The following is a 21573-nucleotide window of genomic DNA, read 5'->3' on the forward strand; positions in this document are numbered from 1 at the left end:
CATGAAGCCGATCCTGCTGGATGGTGCATCGCTCACGCGCGACCGGTTGGTCGAGATCGCCTTCGGTGCCAGCGTCGAGCTGGACAAGGGGGCGCTGAAGGATGTGTCGCGCGCCGCCGACTTCCTGGCCGAACAGGTCCGCCGCGAAGAGCCGATCTACGGCGTTTCCACCGGCTTCGGCAGCAATGCCGACAAGCTGCTGGGTGCGCATCCGCTGCGCGACGAGCTGCCGGGCGCGGTGAAGTCCAGCCGCTCGCTGCACGAAGAGCTGCAGTACAACCTCATCGTCACCCATGCCGTGTGCGTGGGCGAGCCGATGGCGCCGGAGATCGTCCGCGCCATGCTCGGCATCCGCATCAACACCCTGCTGAAGGGCCACTCCGGCATCCGCGTGGAGACGCTGCAGGCGTTGGCGGCGATGCTCAACGCGGGCATCGTTCCGGTGGTGCCTTCGCTGGGCTCGGTGGGGGCGTCGGGCGACCTGGCGCCGCTGTCGCATCTTGCCATCGTGCTGCTGGGGGGCGGCGAAGCGTTCTACCAGGGCGAGCGGATGGCCGGTGCCGATGCGCTGGCGCGTGCCGGCCTGTCGCCGGTGAGCCTGTCGTACAAGGAGGGCCTGGCGCTCAACAACGGCACGGCGCAGATGCTGGCGATGGGCGTGCTGGCGACTTACCGGCTCGACCAATTGCTGGACACCGCCGATCTGGCGGCCGCGATGACCATCGATGCCTTCGCCGGCCGTCTCGGCGCGTTCGCCGAGGAAGTGCATGCGCTGCGTCCGCATCCGGGCCAGGTACATGTGGCCGCGCGATTGCGCGACCTGCTCGACGGCTCGACGCTGGCCGACATCCCGTACCACCTGGTGCCGAAGTTCCGTCCGTGGCTGCCGCGCAGCTGGGATACGCCCGAGGCGCAGGCGCTGCGTTTCGACATCGGCTGGGACTGGGTGCCAGCCGACCAGCGCCACGGCCGCGAGAAGTTCTACGACCGCTTCATGCCGTTCCGCGGTGGCAAGAAGCACCAGCCGCAGGACAGCTATTCGCTGCGCTGCATCCCGCAGGTGCATGGCGCCGTGCGTGATGCGGTCGAGCAGGCCAAGCGCGTGCTGGAGATCGAGCTCAACGCGGTTACCGACAATCCGCTGGTGTTCCCCGACAAGCAGGCCGATCACGTGGAAGAGCAGGTGATCTCCGCCGGCCATTTCCACGGCATGCCGCTGGCGCTGGCGATGAGCTACGTGAAGGCCGCCATCCCGACGCTGGCCTCGATTTCCGAGCGCCGTCTCAACAAGCTGGTCGATCCGTCCACCAACGACGGCCTGCCGGCGTTCCTGATCGGCAACGAGGACGGCACCGAATCGGGCCACATGATCGTGCAGTACTCGGCGGCGGCCATCGTCAACGATCTGGCGAGTCGCGCGCACCCGGCCAGCGTGTTCTCGGTGCCGACCAGCGCCAACGCGGAAGATCATGTGTCGATGGGTGCCAACGAAGCGCGCCACGTGCTGGCGATGGTGCAGGACCTGGGCAAGGTGCTGGCGCTGGAGCTGTACACCGCCGCACAGGCACTCGACCTGCGCCGCGACATGATCAATGCCGCGCGTGCGCTGTCGGATCGCACCGATGCGGCAGGATTGGCAGTGAAGGTGTCGGGTGGTCCGCAGCATGGTGCGAGCGGGCATGACGCATTTCTTGCCGAAGTCGAAGCATTGCGCGTGGCGCTGGCCTCCAGTGACGCATTCCATCCCGGTCACGCCGTGGCGGCTGCGCACGCGGCGATCCGCGCGAAGATCCCGTTCCTCGATCGCGACCGGGCGCTCGATGGCGAAGTCGCCACCGCCGTCCGGCTGGTGGAGTCTGGCGAGATCCTGGCGGCCGTCCGGAACCGCTGAGCACACGGGAGGGTGGATGTGGGAGCGGCGTAAGTCGCGAGCTTCTAAAGCTATCGCGACTTACGTCGCTCCCACACCTGAAGTCCCGAGCCCTACAACGTCCGAACGCAATCCCGCCCTTCTGCCTTGGCGGCGTACAGCGCCTGGTCGGCCACCTGCAGCGCCGACTCCAGGCTGTCCCGGGCCTCCAGGTCTACGCAGTGCACGCCGATGCTGGCCGATACGGCGATGACCAGTTCGCCGCTGCTGCACGGATGCGCGCGCAGGGCTAGGCGCAGTTCTTCGGCCACCACGCTGGCCTCGCCAAGGCCCATGCCGGGCAGGGCGGCGATGAATTCTTCGCCGCCGAAACGCGCCAGCAGCGCGCCATGCGGGCGCAGCGTTTCGGCCAGGGTGTTGGACGTGCAGCGTAGGCAGTCGTCGCCGACCAGATGGCCGTACGTGTCGTTGATGCGCTTGAAGTGGTCCAGGTCGATCATCAGCAGCGAGATCGGCCGTTGCGAGTTGCGCGACTGCGACAGCAGGTGCTCGAAGGCTTCGCGGAAATGGGTGCGGTTGTAGAGGTCGGTCAGGCCGTCGAGACGGCTGGATTCGCGCAACCGGTGGTGCGCGCTTTCCAGTTCCGACATCGCTTGGCGCAATTCGCCGGTACGCGCGATGACCTGCGCCTCCAGCGAATTCTTCGCGTCGCGCACGATGCGTTCGTTCTCGTTGCGCAGGGCGGCATAGCGGTAGCCCAGCGCGACCGACAACAGCAGCATCTCCAGCGCCGAGCCGATCTGCACGCCGTACTCGGTGATGAAGGTCTTCGGCAGCAGGCCGAACGCCAGCGCCACGAAGATGCCGGTGCCCAGCAGGAACATCGCCCAGGCCAGCAGGAACACCTTGGCGGGGCGGTAGCCCGTGCGCACCACCATCAGCGTGACCACCGCGATCCACACGATGCTGGGAAACACCGCCGCCGAGGCGATCGGCGTGGCCACGTGGTAGGGCAGTTGCGTGGCGGCGATGCCCAGCAGCACGAAGAACGCGATGATCGCCTTGCTGATGCGGTCGCCCCACCGCCATCGCGTGGGCAGGTCGAGAAAGGTACGCGAGAACTGTTGCATGCCGATCTGGGCGAGGCAGACCGACAGCGGCACGGCCTTGTCCGCCAGCCACGTGGAGTGCGGCCAGAAGTATTCGAAGCCCAGCCCGTTGAGGGTGAACAGCACCAGGCCGAACGCGGTGATGTGGAACAGGTACCAGAAGTAGCTGCCGTCGCGCAGCACCAGCCACAGCACCAGATTGTAGAAGAACAGCGCGATCAGGATGCCGTAGTAGATGCCGATGCCGAGCTGGCCGTCGCGCGAGAGTTCGGCGAAGGCGGCGGGCGTGTACAGGAACAGCGGCACCTGCATCGAACTCTGGCTCTGCACGCGGACCAGCAGGTCGACCTCTTCGCCGGTCGGCAGGTCGAGCCAGAAGTTCGGATGGCGGTAGCGGATGCTGCGCTGTTCGAACGGGAACGTGTCGCCGCCCGCGTGATGCACGGTGCGTCCGTCCGGGTAGCGCGCATACAGATCGATTCGGTCGCTGAGCGCGTACTGCTGTACCAGCAGCCATCGCTGCTCGCGCGGATTCTCGTTGGTCACGCGCACGTGGAACCAGAACGCGCCGGTCTGGAAGCCGAAGGAGGCATCGCCGTCGGGAAGCGCGGCGAAGCGCCCGGCATCGAGCTGGCGGCGCGCGTCGTCCAGCGTGGCGGCGCCGGCGGTGTCGTGCAGGTAGGTGGTCTGCGGTGCGAGCGGGAGGTAGCGGGTGGCCGGTCCGATGCGCGCCGGGGTGGCAGCGGCCGCCATCAGCGGGAAGAGCAGGAGCAGCAGGAGCCATCCCGCCAGCCCCAGGCACGAGAAGCGCGATCTGCGTGATGCCGGCATGCCCGTCCCCTCGGGAGTGCCCTGCAGGCCGGCGGGGCTCCCCGTCCGGCGTTCGGGCGTCCTTGGCAGTGTACTCATCGTCCCTGTCCGCTCCCGTCCATCGAGGGTCCCCGTGCGTTCCTGTCGGTGACAACGCAATTGGCGGCGGCATCCAGACAGGGGCGGGTGTGGTTGACGCCGTGCAACAATCCGACTAATGTAATAACGCATTAATACATTGGATCAACCGGTCGCATGAAACGCCGCTCCGCCCACGACCTTCCGGATGCCTCCGACGGCCCGCTGCAGGCGCTTTCCGAGGCGCTGGCTGCGCTGGGGGAGGCTGGCGAGGTGCGGGCGTTTCTCGAGGACCTGTGCACGCCCGCCGAGCTCGAGGCCATGTCCGACCGCTGGCGCGTCGTGCCCCTGCTGCTCAAGGGCGTTCCGTACCGCGAAATCCACGACCTGACCCAGGTCAGCGTGACCACCATCGGCCGTGTCGCCCGCACGCTGGAGCGCGGCGCCGGCGGTTACGCCACTGCCGTCCAGCGCCAGCAGGCTGCGACGGCTTCCGCCTCCCACTGAGTTCCCTCATGAGTCCTTCCCTGATCCCCGCGACGCGCGATCGCCTGCGCATCGCCATCCAGAAAAGCGGTCGCCTGGCCGAGCCGGCACGCACGCTGCTGGCCGCCTGCGGCCTGAGCTGGCGCGAGAGCCGCGACAAGCTGTTCTGCTACGGCGAATCGCTGCCGGTGGACCTGTTGCTCGTGCGCGACGATGACATCCCCGGCCTGATCGCCGATGGTGTCTGCGACTTCGGCATCGTCGGCCGCAACGAGCTGGACGAACAGGCCGGCGAGCGCGCCCTGATCGGCCTGCCGCAGGCATACCGCGAACTGCGCCCGCTGGGCTTCGGCAGCTGCCGGCTGATGCTGGCCGTCCCCGACAGCTGGGAATGGACCGGTCCTGCACAACTGCAGGGCCTGCGCATCGCCACCAGCTATCCGTCGGTGCTGCGCCAGTGGCTGCAGGCGCGGGGTATCGATGCGGCGGTGGTCGAGCTGTCCGGCTCGGTCGAGATCGCTCCGAAGCTCGGCACCGCCGACCTCATCTGCGATCTCGTCTCCAGCGGCGCCACGCTGGCCGCCAACCAGCTCAAGCCGGTCGAGACGCTGCTCGACAGTGAAGCCGTGCTGGCGGGTCCCGCGCGCGAGTTCGACGATGCCCGCGCCGGACTCGCCGACATGCTGTTGCGTCGCCTCGACGGTGTGCTGAAGTTGAAGGACAGCAAGCTGCTGATGTTCCGCGCCGAGCGCGACACCGTGCCGGCGCTGTCGCGGTTGCTCACCGACAGCGAAGGCCTGGTCACGCTGCCGGGCGGCGAAGAGGGGCCGGTCTCGCTGCAGGCGATGTGCCATGGTGCGGTGACCTGGCAACGGCTGGAGGAGCTGCAACGCGCCGGGGCACAGGGCCTGATGGTGCTGTCGGTCGAGAGGTCGCTGGCATGAGCGCTTCGCCCGCCCCCATATACGACTGGAGCGTGCTGGACGCCGCTGCACGCACGGCGCTGTTGGCGCGCCCCGTGCAGACGGTCGCGCAACGCACGCAGGATGCCGTGGCCGGCCTGCTGGCCGACGTTCGGGCGCGGGGGGATGCCGCGCTGCGCGAGGTCACCGCACGCTTCGATGGTGTCGAACTGGCCGCGTTCGAGGTCGGCGAAGAAGAATTCGCCGCTGCCCACGCGGCCGTGCCCGCCGACCTGCGCGAGGCGATGCAGCAGGCGGCGGACCGCATCGACGCATTCCACCGTGCCGGCATGGCGCAGCCTTATGCGGTGGAAACGGCGCCGGGCGTCGTCTGCGAGCGCATGATCCTGCCGATTCCGCGCGTGGGCCTGTATGTGCCCGCCGGCACCGCGCCGTTGCCGTCCACCGCGCTGATGCTGGGAATTCCTTCCCGTCTGGCCGGCTGTCGCGAGGTCGTGTTGTGCACGCCGCCGCGAAGGGATGGCAGCGCCGATCCGGCGGTGCTGGTGGCTGCCCGGCTGACCGGCGTGCGCCGCGTTTTCAAGCTGGGCGGCGCGCAGGCGATCGCGGCGATGGCCTTCGGCACGGACAGTGTGCCGGCGTGCGACAAGTTGTTCGGTCCCGGCAACAGCTACGTGACGGAGGCGAAGCGCCAGGTCGCCCAGGCCGGCGCCGCCGCCATCGATATGCCGGCCGGCCCGTCGGAGGTCCTGGTGATCGCCGATGCCGGCGCGGATGCGGCCTTCGTGGCGGCCGACCTGCTGTCGCAGGCCGAACACGGCCCGGATTCGCAGGTGCTGCTGCTGTCGGACGATGAGGGGCTGATCGAACGCGTGCAGGCCGAACTGGCTGCGCAACTCGCGGCGCTGGATCGTGCCGACATCGCACGGCAGTCGCTGTCGGCGTCGCGCCTGGTCAAGGTGGCGACGCTGGAGGAGGCCTTCGCCATCAGCAACCGCTATGCGCCGGAACACCTGATCATGGCGCTGCGCGAGCCGCGTGCCTGGTTGGACAAGGTGGAAGCGGCCGGGTCGGTCTTCCTCGGCGATTACACGCCGGAGGCGCTGGGCGATTACTGCAGCGGGACCAACCACGTGCTGCCCACCAGTGGCGCTGCTCGCGCCTACAGTGGCGTCAGCGTGGCCAGCTTCCAGAATTTCGTCAGCGTGCAGTCGGCCAGCCGGGCCGGCATCGCGGCCATCGGCGATTGCGCACTGACGCTCGCGCGCGCCGAAGGGCTGGACGCGCATGCCAACGCGGTCGCGCTGCGCCTGCGCAAGGTGGCCGCATGAGCGCCGTCCTTTCCCTGGTCCGCCCGGACCTGCGCGGGTTCGCCGGCTACAAGTCCGCGCGCAGCGAAGCGTTGCAGGGCGATGTATGGTTGAACGCGAACGAGTCCGCCTGGCCGAACCCGGCGGACGGGCAGGGCCGCAGCCGCCGCTATCCGGATCCCCAGCCGCCGGCGTTGCGCGCGCGGCTGGCGCAGCTGTATGGCGTCGGGCCGGAACAGCTGCTGGTCGGACGCGGCAGCGACGAGGCCATCGACCTGCTGGTGCGCGCCCTGTGCGTGCCGGGACAGGACGCGATCGTGGTGACGCCACCGGTATTCGGCATGTACGCCGTCTGTGCGCGCCTGCAGGGTGCGCCCATCATCGAAGTGCCGTTGCGGGAGAGCGACGCGGGTCTGGCCGCCGACCTCGATGCCATCCGCGAGGCCGCACTGGGGCAGGGCGCCAAGCTCGTGTTCCTGTGCTCACCGTCGAATCCGGCCGGCTCCGCCATTCCACTCGATGAAGTCGCCGCCCTGGCGCGTGCCCTGGAGGGTCGCGCGCTGGTGGTCGTGGACGAAGCGTATGGCGAGTTCGCCGACGGCCCGTCCGCGACGACGCTGCTGGATGACCACGCCAACATCGCCGTCCTGCGCACGCTGTCCAAAGCGCATGCACTGGCGGCGGCGCGCATCGGGGTGGTGATCGGCGATGCGGAGCTGGTGGCCGTGCTGCAGCGCTGCCAGGCGCCCTATCCCGTGCCGACGCCCTGTGCCGACCTCGCGCTGGAGGCCTTGTCCGACGCGGCACTGGCGCAGACGCGCGAACGCGTCGCGAGCGTGCGCAGCGAGCGCTCGAGGCTGCAGGCCGCGCTAGAAAGGACGCCCGGCGTGCGTCGCGTCTATCCCTCGCAGGGGAACTACCTGCTGGCACGCTTCGACGATGCCGAAGGTGCCTTCCGTGCGTTGCTGGCCGCGGGCGTGGTGGTGCGCGACCAGCGCGCCGCGCCGCAACTGGGCGACGCCCTGCGCATCACGATCGGTTCGCCGGCCCAGAACGACCGCGTCATCGCGGCCCTCGACGTGCGGGAGCAAGCCGCGTGACGCCCATCCTCTTCATCGACCGCGACGGCACCCTGATCGAGGAGCCCGAGGACTTCCAGATCGATGCGTACGAAAAGGTGCGCTTCGTGGTCGGCGTCATCCCGGCGCTGCTGAAACTGCGGGACGCCGGCTATGAATTCGTCATCGTCAGCAACCAGGACGGCCTGGGCAGCGAGCAGTATCCCCGCGCCAGCTTCGACGGCCCGCAGGCGCTGATGATGCAGGTGTTCGAGAGCCAGGGCATCCGCTTCCGCGACGTGCTGATCGACGACAGCTGGCCGCACGAGAACAGGCCCACGCGCAAGCCGGGTATCGGGCTGATGATTCCCTACCTGCAGGACCGCAGCATCGACTGGGCACGCTCGGGCATGGTCGGCGACCGTCCGACCGACATCCAGTTCGCCGACAACCTGAAGATCCGCGGCTTCCAGCTGAAGACGGCGCAGTTCGGCGGCGAGTGGGACTGGGCCGGCATCGCGCACGCACTGGCGGATGCGCCGCGTCGCGCGGTGGTCCAACGCAATACGAAGGAGACGAAGATCCGTGTCGAGGTGGACCTCGACCGCGTGGCCGACCCTGTCGCGAGGACCGGCCTGCCGTTCTTCGACCACATGCTCGAACAGATCGGCAAGCACGGCGGCTTTGCGCTGGACGTGCGTGCCGACGGCGACCTCCACATCGACGAGCATCACACCGTCGAGGACACCGGCCTGGCGCTCGGCCAGGCGCTGAAGGAAGCGCTGGGCGACAAGCGTGGCATCGGCCGTTACGGCTTCACGCTGCCGATGGACGAGACGCTGGCCAGTGCCGCGCTCGATTTCAGCGGGCGGCCGTACTTCGTCTTCAGCGGCGAATTCAAGCGCGAGCGTGTCGGCGACCTGCCGACCGAACTGGTGCCCCATTTCTTCCGTTCGCTCTGCGACGCCTCCGGCCTGAACCTCAATCTGAAGGTCGAGGGCGACAACGACCACCACAAGGTGGAAGCCAGCTTCAAGGCGCTGGCGCGGGCCTTGCGCCAGGCGATCAAGCGCGAAGGCGCCGACCTGCCTTCCACCAAGGGCGCGCTGTGATGCGGGTGGTGCTGGTGGATGCGGGCGGCTCCAATATCGGATCGGTGCGCTATGCCCTGGAACGCCTCGGCGTGGACGCGGAACTGACCGGGGATGCGGCGGCGATCCGCGCCGCCGACCGGGTGATCCTGCCGGGTGTCGGCGCGGCGGCCGTCTGCATGAAACGGCTCGAGGACCTGGCGCTGGTGGATGTGCTGCGCACGCTCGAAAAACCCTTGCTGGGCGTGTGCGTGGGCGTCCAGCTGTTGTTCGCGCACTCGGAAGAAGATGACACCCCGTGCCTGGGCCTGTTGCCGGGACGCGTACGGAAACTGCAGGCCTCGCCCGGCATCCGTGTGCCGCACATGGGCTGGAATACGCTGCAGCGGCGACGCGACAGCTCGCTGGTGGAGGGAATAGAGGACGGCGACCATGCCTACTTCGTCCACAGCTATGCCGCGCCGGTCGACGACGACTGTCTCTCCAGCAGCGAGCATGGCCAGCATTTCGCCGCGATCGTGCAACGCGGCAACGTGGCCGGCGCGCAGTTCCATCCCGAGCGATCGGGGGCCATCGGCGCCCGCTTGCTGAAGAATTTCATCGAGTACGGACTGCAATGACCGGTTTCATCGTATATCCCGCCATCGACGTGCGCGATGGCCGCGTGGTGCGCCTGGCGCAGGGCGACTACGCGCGCGAGACGCGCTACGAAGGCGCGCCGCTCGAGGTCGCGTCGCGCTACGCCGAGCAGGGCGCGCAGTGGCTGCACCTGGTCGACCTGGATGCGGCGCGTGCGGGCGGCTACACGCTTGCGCCGCTGCTGGGCGAGATCGCGCGGAACACGCCGCTGAAGGTGCAGACGGGCGGTGGCGTGCGCCAGCGCGACGATGTGGCCCGTATCCTCGATGCAGGCGCCGACCGTGTGGTCATCGGGTCGCTGGCGGTCCGCGAGCCGGACACCGTGCTGGCGTGGCTGGCCGAGTTCGGCAGCGAGCGCATTACCGTGGCGCTGGATTCGCGCCGTGACCGCGACGGCATCTGGCGGTTGCCCGTGCATGGCTGGACCGAGACCGCGTCGGAGACGCTGGACGAACTCGCCGTGCGCTACGCCGACGCCGGCCTGCGCCACCTGCTGTGCACCGACATCGCGCGCGACGGCATGCTGACCGGCTCCAACCTGGCGCTCTACGCCTACCTCCACGACACCGTCCCGTCGCTGGCGGTGCAGGCGTCGGGTGGCGTCAGCGCCGTCGCCGACGTCGAGGGCGCCCGCGAGGCGGGCTGCGCCGGCATCGTGCTGGGCCGCGCGCTGCTCGAAGGTCGCTTCACGCTGCCGGAGGCGCTGGCATGCTGAGCCGGCGGATCATCCCGTGCCTGGACGTGCGCGAGGGGCGCGTGGTCAAGGGCGTGAAATTCCGCGACCACGTGGACATGGGCGACATCGCCGACCTTGCGTTGCGCTACCGGGACGAAGGCGCGGACGAGCTTGTCTTCTACGACATCGGCGCCAGTCCGGAGGGCCGCTCGGTGGACTATGCCTGGATCGAGCGGGTGTCGCGCCTGCTCGACATCCCGTTCTGCGTGGCGGGCGGCATCCGCGACGTGGCGACAGCGCGGCGCGTGCTCTACAGCGGCGCCGACAAGGTATCGGTGAATACCCCGGCGCTGGAGCGTCCCGACCTGATCGGCGAACTGGCCGGCGCGTTCGGCGTGCAGTGCGTGGTGGTCGGCATCGATTCCATTCGCGAGCCGGATGGCGAATGGCGTGTGCGCCGCTACACCGGCGATCCGTCGAAGATGCAGGGCGCCGGCCTGCGGACGCTCGACTGGGTGGTGCAGGCGCAGCGCCTCGGTGCCGGCGAAATCGTGTTGAACTGCATGGACCAGGACGGCGTGCGCCGTGGCTACGATCTGGCGCAGTTGCAGGCCGTGCGTGCGCTCTGCGAGGTGCCGTTGATCGCCTCGGGAGGCGCCGGCGAGGTCGCGCACTTCGCGTCGGTATTCGAGCAGGCGGATGTGGACGGTGCGCTGGCGGCCAGCGTCTTCCACAGTGGGTACATCCGGATTCCCGCGTTGAAGCAGGCATTGGCAGGGCAGGGCATCGAGGTGCGACGTGGCGACTGACAACCAATCCAGCTCATTCGATCCGGCACGCCTCGACTGGGAAAAGGGTGAAGGGCTGCTGCCCGTCGTCGTGCAGGACGCGGCCAACCTTCGCGTGCTGATGCTGGGCTACATGAACCGCGAAGCGCTGGAGGCGACGCTCACCGACAGGCGCGTGACTTTCTTCAGCCGCAGCAAGCAGCGCCTGTGGACCAAGGGCGAACGTTCAGGCCATGTGCTGGACGTTGTCTCGGTCGAGGCCGACTGCGACAACGACACCCTGCTGGTCCTCGCGCACCCGCGCGGACCGACCTGCCACCTGCAGCGCGCGAGCTGCTTTCCCTCGGCGCCGGCCGCGTTCCTGTCCGAGCTCGATGCGCTGGTCGCGCAGCGCGAGCGCGAGCGCCCCGCCGACAGCTACACTACGCGGCTGTTCGAGGCCGGTGTACGCCGCATCGCGCAGAAGGTAGGCGAGGAGGGCGTGGAAACCGCGCTTGCGGCGGTGGCACAGGATGAAGCGGCTTTGCTGGGTGAGAGCGCCGACCTGCTTTACCACCTCATCGTGCTGCTGCGCTCGCGCGGCCTGTCGTTCGCCGAAGCGGTCGGCGTGCTGCGCGAGCGCCACGGCGCGTAGGCATGCACACCGGCCGATTGTAGGAGCACCCTGGGGCGCGATGCTCTCTGCGGCGGACGACGAAAAAGCAGCGCGCCCCAGGGCGCTCCTGCAAGACGTCATCCCTGCGCCATAATCCGGCGATCACCCCCCGCTGGAATTCCCGTGCGCGCTTCGCTCATCGTCCTGCTGCTGGCCTTCCTGGCCGTTCCGGCCCACGCCTTGCCGCCGCCGTGCGGCGGGGGGCAGGTGTTCGAGGACGGCAACGGCAATGGCGTCCGCGATGCGGGCGAGCCCGGGCTGCCGGGCGTCAAGGTGTCCAACGGCATCGCCATCGCCGTCACCGATGCGCGGGGCGACTACACGCTCGACTATGTCGACGGCCGCACGGTCTTCCTCATCAAGCCGGCGGGCTACGACGTGGCGGTACGACCGGACGGGCTGCCGGCGCGCTGGCGCAACCTGCAGTACCACGCCGGCCCCGCGCTGAAATACGGCGGCATTCCACAGCGCCAACCCGATTGCACGCACTTCGCGCTGCGGCCGCGACAGGCTGCGGTACCGGCGCGCCTGGACGTGTTGCTATTCGCCGACAGCCAGACCTCCTCCGTGCGGGACGTGGATTACTACTGGCGCGACATCGTGCAGCCCCTGGTCGGCACGCACGGTGCTTCGCTCGGGCTGACGCTGGGCGACGTGACCGATGACGACCTGTCGCTGTATCCGGAGATCCTGCGCACGACGATGAGCCTGCGGGTCCCCTGGCTGTTCATCCCCGGCAACCACGACCTCGATCTCGACGCGGCTGATGATGAGGCATCGCTGCGTAGCTTCCGCCATCACCTGGGGCCGGACACGTTCGCCTGGGAAGAGGAGGCGGCGACCTTCATCGGACTGGACGACATCCTCTACCAGCCGGGAAAGTCGCCGGCCTATTCCGGCGGCCTGCGCGAGGACCAGTTCGCGTTCCTGCAGGCCTACCTGCCGACCGTGCGCAAGGACCGGTTGCTGGTGATCGGCGTGCATATCCCGTTCTTCGAAGACGGCGCACGCGGATTCCGCGCCGCCGACCGCGAGCGCCTGTTCGCGATGCTGAAGGACTTCCCCCACGTGCTGCTGTTGAGCGGGCACACCCACACGCAGCGGCACTGGTACCACGACGCCGCCACCGGCTGGCACGGGCCACGTCCCCTGCACGAGTACAACGTGGGCGCGGCCTGCGGCGCTTACTGGTCGGGCGTCAAGGATGCGCAGGGCATTCCCGACACGACCATGGCCGATGGCACGCCGAACGGGTACGCGCGCCTGAGCGTGGGACCGGGCGGTGACTACACGCTGTCGTGGCACCCGGCACGTGCGGTCGACGACAGCGGCATCGGCCTGCATGCGCCCAGGGTGCTGCGCAAGGGCGCGTATCCCGCATGGGGCGTTTACGCCAACGTCTACATGGGCGACGCCGACACGCGCGTGGAATACCGTGTCGACCGCGGCGCGTGGACACCGATGAAGCGTGTCGACCAGCCCGATCCGTCGCTGCTGGTGGAAAACATGCGCGACGACCTGGCCGATGCACTGCGCGGCTACGACCGCTCGCCCGAAGCCGAGCCGTCGCACCACCTGTGGCGCGGTGCGTTGCCCACCGGCCTGGCCGAAGGCGAGCATCGCGTGGACGTGCGCGCCCATGACCGCTGGCGCGGCGAGCTGACGGCGCACACCACCTACCGTCTGCAGACGGCGGAGCCCTGAGCATGGCCGCGCCCGACCTCCCGACCGAACATTTCGCAGACGCCGCGGCCTGGGAGCGCTGGCTGGAGGGCTATGCCGCGTCGTCCGCCGGCGTATGGCTGAAGATCGCCAAGAAGGGCACTGGCATTCCTTCGGTGACCTACGCGGAAGCGCTGGATGTCGCCCTGTGCCATGGCTGGATCGATGGTCAGAAGAAGGGTTTCGACGCGCAGTTCTTCCTGCAGCGCTTCACCCCGCGTCGCGCGCGCAGCATCTGGTCGAAGATCAACGTCGCGAAGATCGAAGCCCTGACCGCCGCAGGACGCATGCGACCGGCGGGACAGCGCGAGGTCGACGCCGCCAGGGCCGACGGGCGCTGGGACGCGGCCTATGACGGTGCGAAATCCATGGAGGTGCCGCCGGAACTGGCCAAGGCGCTGGCGCTGGCCCGGCACCGCAAGGCCAAGGCCTTCTTCGATACGCTCGACCGGACCAACCGCTATGCCGTGTGCTGGCGCGTGCAGACGGCGGTGAAGGCGGAAACGAAGCAGGCGCGCGTGGAGAAGCTGGTCGCCATGCTCGCGCGCGGCGAGAAGATCCACGGCTGACGCGGCGTCGCCTCGTGTCAGGCGGAGCCAGGGACGAGCCGCCGCAACCGGGCGCCCGCTCGCCAGGCCATGGACTTGAACGGTACGCCGCCGCCATCCAGCGCCACGCGCCGGGGTTGCAGGCCCATGCGCCGCATCAGCGGCCGGGTCAGGTGGTTGAAGGCGAGCGCACGGATCAGCGCCCGGGTCTGCGGGGTGTTGAAGATGATCGACAGCGAGATCGAGATGTCGTCGTCGCCGTTGCGGACGTGATGGCCCGACACGAACGGGATGTGCAGCGCCTCGCCGGGCGAGAAGTCGAACGTCGTGCCGAGCGCCTGCGCCTCGGCGCGCCAGGGCGGTCGCTGGCCGGTGTTGGCGAAGAAGTGTTCGGTGTCCTCGTCCGATACCACGCGCGCGTCCCACGGCGGGAACACGGTGACCTGCTTGTTGCCGCGTCCGGTGGCGTCGATGCTCGGCGTCTGACGCGCTTACCGACGGCAGGCGCTGTCAGCGCCGCGCGCCGCCTGCCTTCACGCTGAGCCAGGCACCGGTCAGCAGCAGGACGATCGCCACGGCGTGCACCGCGTGCGCCTGCACGCGGCCCGATGCCACCAGCAACAGCGTCGACAAGAGCGGAGCGAGGTAGGACAAGCTGCCCAGCAGGGCGATGTCGCCCCGCTTGGTGCCGTGGTCCCACAGCCAGAACGCGGCGCCCACCGGGCCGACCCCCATCACCGCCAGCACCACCCATTGGCGGCCAGTGGGTACAAGCGTCTGTTCGCCGGCCAGGTGCGCGACGGCGCCCAGGATGGCAACACCGGCGCAGGCCACGGTGATCGCGGCGGTCGGCACTTCGGCATGGCGTCGATTCAGCACCGAGTACAGGGACCAGATCAGCGCTGCGCCGAGCGCCGCGAGATAGCCCGGTACATGTGCAGGCGCCACGTGAAGGCCCTGGCCACGGGTGACCAGCAACACCGCCGCCACCAGTCCCAGCGCCGTGCCCAGCCATTGGCCCGCACGTACCGACACGCCGCCGAACAGACCGGCGAACACGACGATCAGCAGCGGCCACAGGTAGTTCAGCAGGTTGGCTTCCACTGCCGGCGCGCGCTTCAGCGCGATGAAGTACAGCGCGTGGTAGCCGAACAACGCCAGCGTGGACAGCAGGAGGGCAGGCAGCGGTTGCCGGAGTTCGCGCCAGCCCGTGTGGCCGCGCAGGGCCGCGCGCGACAGGCCGAGGACTGCCGCGATGCCGAAGCTGATCGCCAGCACCTGGAAGGGCGGCAGGTTGCCGGTGGCCGTCGTCAGCAGCGCCAGCGACGCCCACAGCAGGATCGCCGCGAGCCCGGCCAGCGTGGCCCGGCGCACCGCGGCGTCGCTCACGCGGCGGGCAGCGCGATGTCGGCGAAGGAGACGACGCGCGGGTGGCCGTGCGCGTCCTCCCCGAGGCGCGGCTGCGGATAGTCCTCGCGCCGGTCCACCAGGCACGTCTGCAGGCCGGCCTCGCGCGCGGCGTCCAGTTCCTCGACCACGTCGGACAGGAACAGGATCTCCCCGGGCGCAACGCCCATGCGCCCGGCGATCGTCCGGTAGCTTCCCGCGTCGCGCTTGCCGCCGACTTCGGTGTCGTACCAGCCCGAGAACAGGGCGGTCAGGTCGCCGGCGTCGCTGTGGCCGAAGAACAGTTTCTGCGCCGGCACGGAGCCGGACGAGTACACGTACAACGGATAGCCCGACGCATGCCAGCCGTGCAGCGCGGGCGCGGCATCGGGATAGATGTGCGCGGTGAAATCGGCATCCCGGTAGCCCGCTTCCCAGACCAGGCCCTGCAGCGCTTTCAGCGCGGTGTGCTTGCGGTCCTGGTCGATCCAGCCCTGCAGCGTTTCCACGATGACGTCGTCGCTGCAGATGCTGCCGTGCTCGGTCGCGACCACATCCAGCCAGCGACGTACCTCGGGCTCGCCGCCGTGGTCGCGAACGAAGCCGGGCAGGGCGCGGCGCGCGTACGGGAACAGCACGTCCTTCACGAACGAAATGCTGCTGGTGGTGCCTTCGATGTCGGTCAGGATGGCGGAAACGGGCATGGTGTCCTTCGATGTCGTCGGTAGGGCGGAGCGTGCTCCGCCGCGCTTCTTCGGATGGCGATGCAGCCGGGCAGGCCCGGCCCTGCTCGCGCGGTCAGTGCCCGTCGGTGAGACCGTCGTAGCGCGGGAACTGCTGCGCCAGCGTGGTGCCGGTGAAATGACCCACCCAGCCATCCGGCTCGGTGAAGAAGCGGATGGCGACGAAGCTGGGTTCCGGACCCATGTCGAACCAGTGCAGCGTGCTGTCCGGCACGCCGATCAGGTCGTCCTGCACGCACTCGACCTCGTAGATCCTGTCGCCCACGTGCAGGGTGAACAACCCCGAGCCGGCGACGAAGAAGCGCACTTCGTCTTCCTTGTGGTAATGCTCGTCCAGGAACTTCGCGCGCATCGCCTCGCGCTGCGGGTTGTCCGGCGCGATGCTGACCACGTCCACCGTCTTGAAACCGCGCTCGGCGACCAGCCGGTCGATGTCGGCACGATACGCGTCGATCACCTCTTCCGGCGGCGCACCCGGGGCGATCGCCTTGTTCGCCTTCCAGCGCTCGAAGGTCACGCCGATCTTCTTCAGTTCGGTGGCGATGAAGTCGGGGTCGTAGCTGGCGAACTCCGGCGTGGCAGGATCGGATTCGCGGAAGATGCGCAGTCGGCTCATGGCAAGGGCGTGAGGCGGCGAGGGGGGACGCTAGGGTAGCAAACCCGGTCCCACGCCCTGTTGCGGAAATGGAACGCCGCGATAACCGCGGGCTATCAGCGCCGGCAGCCGAGCTTGCGCAGCTCCAGTTCGGCCGCGAACAGGAATTCGAAGGCTTCCAGGTGCCGCCGCGCCTCGGCCATGGTGCGGCCCCATGCGTACAGGCCGTGGCCGTCGATCAGGTAGCCCCATAGCGGCTGCCGATCCAGCAGCGCGTCGACCTGCGCGGCCAGGGTCGGCATGTCCTGGGTGTTGGCGAACACCGGCACGTCGATGGCCATCTCGTGGGTGTGGTTGCCGTGGAAGGCCTTCAGCAGTTCGAAGCCCTCCAGCCGGACATGGCCGGCGCCGGCGAACAGGCGCGAGGCCACCGTCTGCACCAGTGAATGCGTGTGCAGCACGCAGCCGATCTCGGGGTAGCGGCGGTACAGCTGCGTATGCAGCAGTGTCTCGGCCGACGGGCGATGGTCGCTGCCGACGGCCTTGCCCTCGAAGTCCACCACCATGATGTCGGCTTCCACCAGCCGGCCCTTGTCGCGGCCGGACACGGTGATGGCGGCATGGCGTTCGTCCAGCCGCTCGGAGAAGTTGCTGCTCGTCGCGGGGGTCCAGCCCAGTTGCGACAGCTCGCGGACGTTGGAAATGATGGACTGTGCTCGGTCGCGCAGTCGGTCGGCGTCGTAGGGCAGGGCGTTCATGGGGCGCATTCTAGCGGAAGCACCGCGAAGACCCGGTGGGATTGATCCTGCTCAATGCGGCGGATCGGGCGGTGGGGAGACACTTCCGTTCCCTTCCGCAGGTGCCCAGCCAGATGAGCCACGATGCCTCCCGCCGACGTTTCCTGACCATTACCCTGACGGCCGCTGCGGTGGCCCCGCTGGCCTGGCACGCGGTACGCGCCGAGGCCGCGGCCCCCGCCGCCCTTCCGCCCCTGGACGGCAACAACCCCACCGCCAAGGCACTCGCCTACAGCGACAACGCCGCCACGGTGAAGCACCCGAAGCACAAGAGTGGCGATCACTGCGCCAACTGCAACTTCTTCAAAGCACCGGCAGGCCAGACTCATGGCCCGTGCACGCTGTTCCCGAAGAACTCGGTCGCCGCGAAGGGCTGGTGCAGCGCCTGGGCCAAGAAGCCCTGATACGTCCGGTTCACGGAAAACAAAAAAAAGGCGCGGTACACCGCGCCTTTTCCTTTGCCCCGATGCCGGCCCCGCTCAGCGCGGCGGCGTGCGCAACCGGCTGTGGCGGTAGCCGTAGACGAAATAGATCAGGAAGCCGACCGCGGTCCAGACGCCCATCAGCATCCAGTTGTGCGCCGTCATCGCCGACAGCAGCGCCATGCAGCTCAGCACGCCCAGCGAGCAGACCAGCCAGGCCGCGGGGATGCGGAACGGACGCGGCAGGTCCGGTTGCGTGCGGCGCAGCACCAGCACGCCCACGCAGACCGAGGCGAACGCGATCAGGGTGCCCATCGAGGTCAGTTCGCCCAGGATGTCGAGCGGGAACAGCGCCGCCAGCAGGGCGATGCCGATGCCGGTGATGACCGTGTTGATGTGCGGCGTGCGGTACTCCGGATGGATCTTGGTGAACACCGGCGGCAGCAGGCCGTCGCGCCCCATGATCATGAAGATGCGGGGCTGGCCGATGATCATCACCAGCACCACCGACGACAGGCCGATCAGCGCGCCGATCTCCACGGTGATGCGCAGCCAGTCGAGCTCCGGGTGCGCCGCCACCGCGGTGACCACCGGTTCGGCGGTGCCCAGCGCGGTATAGGGTACGAGGCCGGTCATCACCGCGGCCATGGCGATGTAGAGGATGGTGCAGATGGCCAACGAGGCCAGCATGCCGACGGGCAGGTCCTTCTGCGGGCGATGCGATTCCTGGGCCGCCACCGAGACCGCCTCGAACCCTATGTAGGCGAAGAACACCATCGCCGCGCCCCGCAGCACGCCGTCCCAGCCGAATTTGCCCGGGCCTTCATTGGCCGGGATGAAGGGCTGCCAGTTGCCCGGGTCGACGTACTGCCAGCCAGCGATGATGACCAGGATGATCAGGCCGGTCTTCAGCACCACCATCGCCATGTTCATGGCCGACGACTTGCGGATGCCCACATAGCACAGCCAGGTCAGCAGCAACACCAGAAGGGCAGCCGGCACGTTGGCGATCGCGCCGGTGGGGCGCAATTGCGCATCCAGCGGCGCGCTGACGAAGGCTTCGGGCAGATAGATGTTCGCGTGTTCGAGCAAACTCAGCAGATAGCCCGTCCAGCTGACCGCCACCGCCGAGGCCGATACGCCGTATTCGAGGACCAGCATCCAGCCGATGAACCAGGCGGTCAGTTCGCCCAGCGTCGCGTAGGTGTAGGTGTAGGCGCTGCCGGACACCGGCACCATCGCGGCGAATTCGGCATAGGCCAGCGCGCAGAACGTGCAGCAGATGGCGGCCAGCACGAACGACAGCATGATCGCCGGGCCGGCGTGGTTGGCCGCGGCCTGGCCTGTGATCACGAAGATGCCGCCACCGATCACCGCGCCGATGCCCAGCGCGGTCAGGCCCCAGGGGCCGAGCGTGCGGCGCAGGCTGAGGCCGTCGGCTTCCTGGTGGGCGGCGTGGGGGTGCTTGGTGGCCAGCAATTGTCGGAGCATCGTGCGTGATCCCGGGACGTTATCGAGGAGTACAACCAAAAAGGCCGGCGATGCGTTCGCCGGCCTTGGGAACCATCAAGCCTGTTGCCTGAGCCTGCTGTTCCAGAAGCCGTAGCTGAAGTAGATCACCAGGCCGAGCAGGGTCCAGCCGACGAACAGCTTCCAGTGCTCCATGAAGGGCTGGACGAACAGGTAAAGGCATGCCAGCACGCCGAGCGGGCAGACCACGATCGCCAGCGGCACCCGGAACGGGCGAGGGATCTCCGGCCGCGTGTAGCGCAGGATCAGCACGCCCGCGCACACGGTGGCGAACGCGAGCAGGGTGCCCATCGACACCATCTCGCCCAGCAGGCCGATCGGCAGGAAGCCGGCCAGCGCCGAGGCGATCACGCCCACGATGATCGTGCCCACGTAGGGCGTCTGGAACTTCGGGTGAACCTTGCCGAAGATCTTCGGCATCAGACCATCCTTGGCCATGCTGTAGAAGATGCGCGGCTGCGCCATCAGCATCACCAGGATCACCGACGTCAGGCCGGCGATCGCGCCGATCTCGATCAGCGTCTTCAGCCACAGCAGGCTGGGATAGGCCTCGAGCGCGGTGGCGACCGGCTTGGCGGTGCCCAGTTGCGTATACGGCATCATGCCCGTCAGCACCGCGCAGACCACGATGTAGATGACCGTGCAGATCGCCAGCGAACCGAGGATGCCGATCGGCATGTCGCGCTGGGGATTCTTCGCTTCGCCGGCGGCGGTGGAAACCGCGTCGAAGCCGATGTAGGCGAAGAACACGATGGCGGCCGCGCGCGTGACGCCTTCGAAGCCGAACTTGCCCGGCCCTTCGTTGGCGGGGATGAAGGGCTGCCAGTTGGCCGGATCCACGTACTGCAGGCCGAAGGCCACGAACAGCAGGATCACGGTGACCTTGATGGCGACCACGATGGCGTTGACGAACGCCGACTGGGTAATGCCCACGTAGCACAGTCCGCTGACGGCAGCGACGATGAAGACCGCCGGCAGGTTGAGGATGGCGCCTGAGCGGATGAATTCCCCGTTCGCCACCGTGAAGGTGGCATTGGCCAGCGCATCGGGGATGGGCACGCCCACCGTGGTGAGGAAACTGTTGAGGTAGCCCGACCAGCCCACCGCGACGGTCGAGGCCGCGAACAGGTACTCCAGCACCAGGCACCAGCCGATGAACCAGGCGATGAACTCGCCCAGCGTGGCATACGAGTACGAATAGGCGCTGCCGGAAACCGGCATCAGCGCCGCGAACTCCGCGTAGCACAGGCCGGCGAGGGCGCAGGCGATGCCGGCCAGCACGAAGCTCAGCATGATCGCCGGGCCGGCATGGTTGGCGGCGGCCTGGCCGGTCAGCACGAAGATGCCCGCGCCGATCACCGCACCCACGCCCAGCATCACCAGATGCTTGGCCGTCAGCGTCCGTTTGAACCCGCTTTCTCCATCCAGGCTACCTTCGACCGGTTCACCGGCATCGACATGGCCTGCCGGTGCGACCGGCTTGACCCTGAACAGAGCTTTGAGCATTCGCAGCGTCCCCTTGAAAGACTGGATGCCGACGAAGAGATCCGCCGGGCGGTGGCAACGGTCATGGAGGCTTGCCCCATGGAAGGCCGTACCTTGCCAAAGCGGGCGGGGGATCACAAGCGCGGGTGCAGCATGGCCGGCGATAATCGCAGTCCAGTTCCTGCCCCTGAGACCGCCACGCCGTGCCCACCCCCCATGACGTCCTCCGCGAACACCTGGCTGCCTATGGGCGACGCTGGCCCGGCGAAAGCGAAGTGGTGGCCCACTTCCTCGCCGTGCTCGATGATCCGGCCGATCCCTTCCTCCGCGACCGGCTGGCGGGACACCTGACCGGGGGCGCGTGGCTGGTGAGTGCGGACGGGCACCGCACGTTGCTGACCCACCATCGAAAGCTGGGGCGCTGGCTGCAGCTGGGCGGCCATGCAGACGGTGACAGCGACATGGCACGCGTTGCGTTGAAGGAAGCGGAAGAAGAGTCCGGCCTGTCCGACCTGTCGGTGGAAGGCGACATCTTCGATCTCGACCGCCACTGGATCCCCGAGCGCAAAGGGGTGCCGGGCCACTGGCACTACGACGTCCGCTACGTCGTTCGGGCCAATGGCAGCGAAGACTATGTGGTCAGCGAGGAGTCGCTGGACCTGGCCTGGCGGGAGATCGCAGCGATCGCCGCGGAGCCGGACGAGTCCCTCAGCCGCATGGCGCGCAAATGGCTGGCGATGCAGACCTCCGTGGGCCAGGGGGATTCGCTGTAGGAGCGCCCCACGGGCGCGATGCTTTCAGCGCAAGGTCTCGAGAGCATCGCTGGCATGGCCCGCTCCTGCAGTGCTTATG

General features: G+C 68.5%; 22 protein-coding genes. 14 read left to right on the plus strand and 8 right to left on the minus strand.

Annotated features, from left to right (window positions below; translation table 11 throughout):
- The first annotated feature begins 1 nt into the window (after nt 1).
- Complete coding sequence (locus Q0907_RS04790) at nt 2-1891, plus strand: aromatic amino acid ammonia-lyase (protein WP_299342087.1); 1890 nt, start codon at nt 2-4, stop codon at nt 1889-1891.
- A 92-nt stretch (nt 1892-1983) separates the two neighbouring features.
- Here Q0907_RS04790 and Q0907_RS04795 read toward each other — a convergent pair whose 3' ends face one another.
- Nucleotides 1984-3810 carry a diguanylate cyclase gene (locus Q0907_RS04795; protein WP_299342090.1) on the minus strand — a complete coding sequence of 609 codons (1827 nt, stop codon included), beginning with the start codon at nt 3808-3810 and terminating at the stop codon, nt 1984-1986.
- A 234-nt stretch (nt 3811-4044) separates the two neighbouring features.
- Between Q0907_RS04795 and Q0907_RS04800 the strand changes: the two genes are divergently transcribed.
- The 11 genes from Q0907_RS04800 to Q0907_RS04850 all read left to right on the plus strand — a co-directional run bounded on the left by Q0907_RS04800 (nt 4045) and on the right by Q0907_RS04850 (nt 13784).
- Complete coding sequence (locus Q0907_RS04800; RefSeq protein WP_299342093.1) at nt 4045-4374, plus strand: YerC/YecD family TrpR-related protein; 330 nt, start codon at nt 4045-4047, stop codon at nt 4372-4374.
- Between the two features lie 8 nt (nt 4375-4382).
- Nucleotides 4383-5297, plus strand: a complete 915-nt coding sequence (gene hisG / locus Q0907_RS04805) for an ATP phosphoribosyltransferase (RefSeq protein WP_296280246.1) — start codon at nt 4383-4385, stop codon at nt 5295-5297.
- On the plus strand, nt 5294-6607 hold the full coding sequence (gene hisD, locus Q0907_RS04810) for a histidinol dehydrogenase (protein ID WP_299342096.1): 1314 nt from the start codon (nt 5294-5296) through the stop codon (nt 6605-6607). Before hisG ends, hisD begins: the two co-directional genes overlap by 4 nt.
- Nucleotides 6604-7686: a histidinol-phosphate transaminase gene (gene hisC / locus Q0907_RS04815; RefSeq protein ID WP_299342099.1), complete on the plus strand. Its 1083-nt coding sequence runs from the start codon at nt 6604-6606 to the stop codon at nt 7684-7686. The genes hisD and hisC overlap by 4 nt, the downstream gene beginning before the upstream one ends.
- A complete protein-coding gene (hisB, locus tag Q0907_RS04820) occupies nt 7683-8756 on the plus strand; it encodes a bifunctional histidinol-phosphatase/imidazoleglycerol-phosphate dehydratase HisB (protein WP_299342101.1) in 1074 nt (357 codons plus the stop codon). Before hisC ends, hisB begins: the two co-directional genes overlap by 4 nt.
- Nucleotides 8756-9355 (plus strand): imidazole glycerol phosphate synthase subunit HisH, encoded by a 600-nt coding sequence (hisH, locus tag Q0907_RS04825; RefSeq protein WP_299342104.1) that lies wholly within the window; start codon nt 8756-8758, stop codon nt 9353-9355. The genes hisB and hisH overlap by 1 nt, the downstream gene beginning before the upstream one ends.
- Nucleotides 9352-10089 carry a 1-(5-phosphoribosyl)-5-[(5-phosphoribosylamino)methylideneamino]imidazole-4-carboxamide isomerase gene (gene hisA / locus Q0907_RS04830; protein WP_299342106.1) on the plus strand — a complete coding sequence of 246 codons (738 nt, stop codon included), beginning with the start codon at nt 9352-9354 and terminating at the stop codon, nt 10087-10089. The genes hisH and hisA overlap by 4 nt, the downstream gene beginning before the upstream one ends.
- The gene (hisF, locus tag Q0907_RS04835) at nt 10083-10859 is read left to right on the plus strand and encodes an imidazole glycerol phosphate synthase subunit HisF (protein WP_299342109.1); all 777 of its coding nucleotides are present in this window, start codon (nt 10083-10085) and stop codon (nt 10857-10859) included. The genes hisA and hisF overlap by 7 nt, the downstream gene beginning before the upstream one ends.
- Complete coding sequence (hisIE, locus tag Q0907_RS04840; RefSeq protein ID WP_299342112.1) at nt 10849-11472, plus strand: bifunctional phosphoribosyl-AMP cyclohydrolase/phosphoribosyl-ATP diphosphatase HisIE; 624 nt, start codon at nt 10849-10851, stop codon at nt 11470-11472. The genes hisF and hisIE overlap by 11 nt, the downstream gene beginning before the upstream one ends.
- A 165-nt stretch (nt 11473-11637) precedes the next feature.
- Nucleotides 11638-13197 carry a calcineurin-like phosphoesterase family protein gene (locus Q0907_RS04845; RefSeq protein ID WP_299342637.1) on the plus strand — a complete coding sequence of 520 codons (1560 nt, stop codon included), beginning with the start codon at nt 11638-11640 and terminating at the stop codon, nt 13195-13197.
- 2 nt (nt 13198-13199) lie between these two features.
- Nucleotides 13200-13784 carry a YdeI/OmpD-associated family protein gene (locus Q0907_RS04850; protein WP_299342115.1) on the plus strand — a complete coding sequence of 195 codons (585 nt, stop codon included), beginning with the start codon at nt 13200-13202 and terminating at the stop codon, nt 13782-13784.
- Nucleotides 13785-13801: 17 nt separating this feature from the next.
- Here Q0907_RS04850 and Q0907_RS04855 read toward each other — a convergent pair whose 3' ends face one another.
- From Q0907_RS04855 to Q0907_RS04875, 5 genes are all read right to left on the minus strand, one after another.
- Nucleotides 13802-14200: a hypothetical protein gene (locus Q0907_RS04855; protein ID WP_299342117.1), complete on the minus strand. Its 399-nt coding sequence runs from the start codon at nt 14198-14200 to the stop codon at nt 13802-13804.
- Nucleotides 14201-14273: 73 nt separating this feature from the next.
- The gene (locus tag Q0907_RS04860) at nt 14274-15152 is read right to left on the minus strand and encodes an EamA family transporter (RefSeq protein ID WP_299342120.1); all 879 of its coding nucleotides are present in this window, start codon (nt 15150-15152) and stop codon (nt 14274-14276) included.
- Nucleotides 15149-15853 (minus strand): acireductone synthase, encoded by a 705-nt coding sequence (mtnC, locus tag Q0907_RS04865; RefSeq protein WP_296278344.1) that lies wholly within the window; start codon nt 15851-15853, stop codon nt 15149-15151. Before mtnC ends, Q0907_RS04860 begins: the two co-directional genes overlap by 4 nt.
- A gap of 94 nt (nt 15854-15947) precedes the next feature.
- Nucleotides 15948-16508 (minus strand): acireductone dioxygenase, encoded by a 561-nt coding sequence (locus Q0907_RS04870; protein WP_296278343.1) that lies wholly within the window; start codon nt 16506-16508, stop codon nt 15948-15950.
- 95 nt (nt 16509-16603) lie between these two features.
- Complete coding sequence (locus Q0907_RS04875; RefSeq protein WP_299342122.1) at nt 16604-17245, minus strand: methylthioribulose 1-phosphate dehydratase; 642 nt, start codon at nt 17243-17245, stop codon at nt 16604-16606.
- Nucleotides 17246-17358: 113 nt separating this feature from the next.
- On the opposite strand from Q0907_RS04875, the gene Q0907_RS04880 reads away from it, so the two are divergent.
- A complete protein-coding gene (locus Q0907_RS04880; RefSeq protein ID WP_299342125.1) occupies nt 17359-17688 on the plus strand; it encodes a high-potential iron-sulfur protein in 330 nt (109 codons plus the stop codon).
- Nucleotides 17689-17763: 75 nt separating this feature from the next.
- Here the strand turns inward: Q0907_RS04880 and Q0907_RS04885 are convergent, their stop codons facing one another.
- The gene (locus tag Q0907_RS04885) at nt 17764-19197 is read right to left on the minus strand and encodes an amino acid permease (RefSeq protein WP_299342127.1); all 1434 of its coding nucleotides are present in this window, start codon (nt 19195-19197) and stop codon (nt 17764-17766) included.
- Between the two features lie 75 nt (nt 19198-19272).
- Entirely contained in the window at nt 19273-20742 is a 1470-nt protein-coding gene (locus Q0907_RS04890) for an amino acid permease (protein ID WP_296278339.1), read from the minus strand.
- Nucleotides 20743-20957: 215 nt separating this feature from the next.
- On the opposite strand from Q0907_RS04890, the gene Q0907_RS04895 reads away from it, so the two are divergent.
- A complete protein-coding gene (locus tag Q0907_RS04895; protein WP_299342639.1) occupies nt 20958-21494 on the plus strand; it encodes an NUDIX hydrolase in 537 nt (178 codons plus the stop codon).
- The last annotated feature ends 79 nt before the right edge of the window (nt 21495-21573 follow it).

Origin of the sequence: uncultured Pseudoxanthomonas sp. (assembly GCF_947498795.1) — a bacterium.
Lineage (GTDB): Bacteria > Pseudomonadota > Gammaproteobacteria > Xanthomonadales > Xanthomonadaceae > Pseudoxanthomonas_A.

Bases quoted from the DNA above. Each gene is read 5' to 3' on its own strand.
- Q0907_RS04880 (WP_299342125.1), top strand. From the start codon at position 17,359: ATGAGCCACGATGCCTCCCGCCGACGTTTCCTGACCATTACCCTGACG.
- Q0907_RS04890 (WP_296278339.1), bottom strand. From the start codon at position 20,742: ATGCTCAAAGCTCTGTTCAGGGTCAAGCCGGTCGCACCGGCAGGCCAT.
- Q0907_RS04795 (WP_299342090.1), bottom strand. From the start codon at position 3,810: ATGCCGGCATCACGCAGATCGCGCTTCTCGTGCCTGGGGCTGGCGGGA.
- Q0907_RS04850 (WP_299342115.1), top strand. From the start codon at position 13,200: ATGGCCGCGCCCGACCTCCCGACCGAACATTTCGCAGACGCCGCGGCC.
- hisH (WP_299342104.1), top strand. From the start codon at position 8,756: ATGCGGGTGGTGCTGGTGGATGCGGGCGGCTCCAATATCGGATCGGTG.
- hisF (WP_299342109.1), top strand. From the start codon at position 10,083: ATGCTGAGCCGGCGGATCATCCCGTGCCTGGACGTGCGCGAGGGGCGC.
- Q0907_RS04870 (WP_296278343.1), bottom strand. From the start codon at position 16,508: ATGAGCCGACTGCGCATCTTCCGCGAATCCGATCCTGCCACGCCGGAG.
- Q0907_RS04790 (WP_299342087.1), top strand. From the start codon at position 2: ATGAAGCCGATCCTGCTGGATGGTGCATCGCTCACGCGCGACCGGTTG.
- hisC (WP_299342099.1), top strand. From the start codon at position 6,604: ATGAGCGCCGTCCTTTCCCTGGTCCGCCCGGACCTGCGCGGGTTCGCC.
- Q0907_RS04800 (WP_299342093.1), top strand. From the start codon at position 4,045: ATGAAACGCCGCTCCGCCCACGACCTTCCGGATGCCTCCGACGGCCCG.
- hisA (WP_299342106.1), top strand. From the start codon at position 9,352: ATGACCGGTTTCATCGTATATCCCGCCATCGACGTGCGCGATGGCCGC.
- Q0907_RS04875 (WP_299342122.1), bottom strand. From the start codon at position 17,245: ATGAACGCCCTGCCCTACGACGCCGACCGACTGCGCGACCGAGCACAG.
- mtnC (WP_296278344.1), bottom strand. From the start codon at position 15,853: ATGCCCGTTTCCGCCATCCTGACCGACATCGAAGGCACCACCAGCAGC.
- hisG (WP_296280246.1), top strand. From the start codon at position 4,383: ATGAGTCCTTCCCTGATCCCCGCGACGCGCGATCGCCTGCGCATCGCC.
- hisD (WP_299342096.1), top strand. From the start codon at position 5,294: ATGAGCGCTTCGCCCGCCCCCATATACGACTGGAGCGTGCTGGACGCC.
- Q0907_RS04885 (WP_299342127.1), bottom strand. From the start codon at position 19,197: ATGCTCCGACAATTGCTGGCCACCAAGCACCCCCACGCCGCCCACCAG.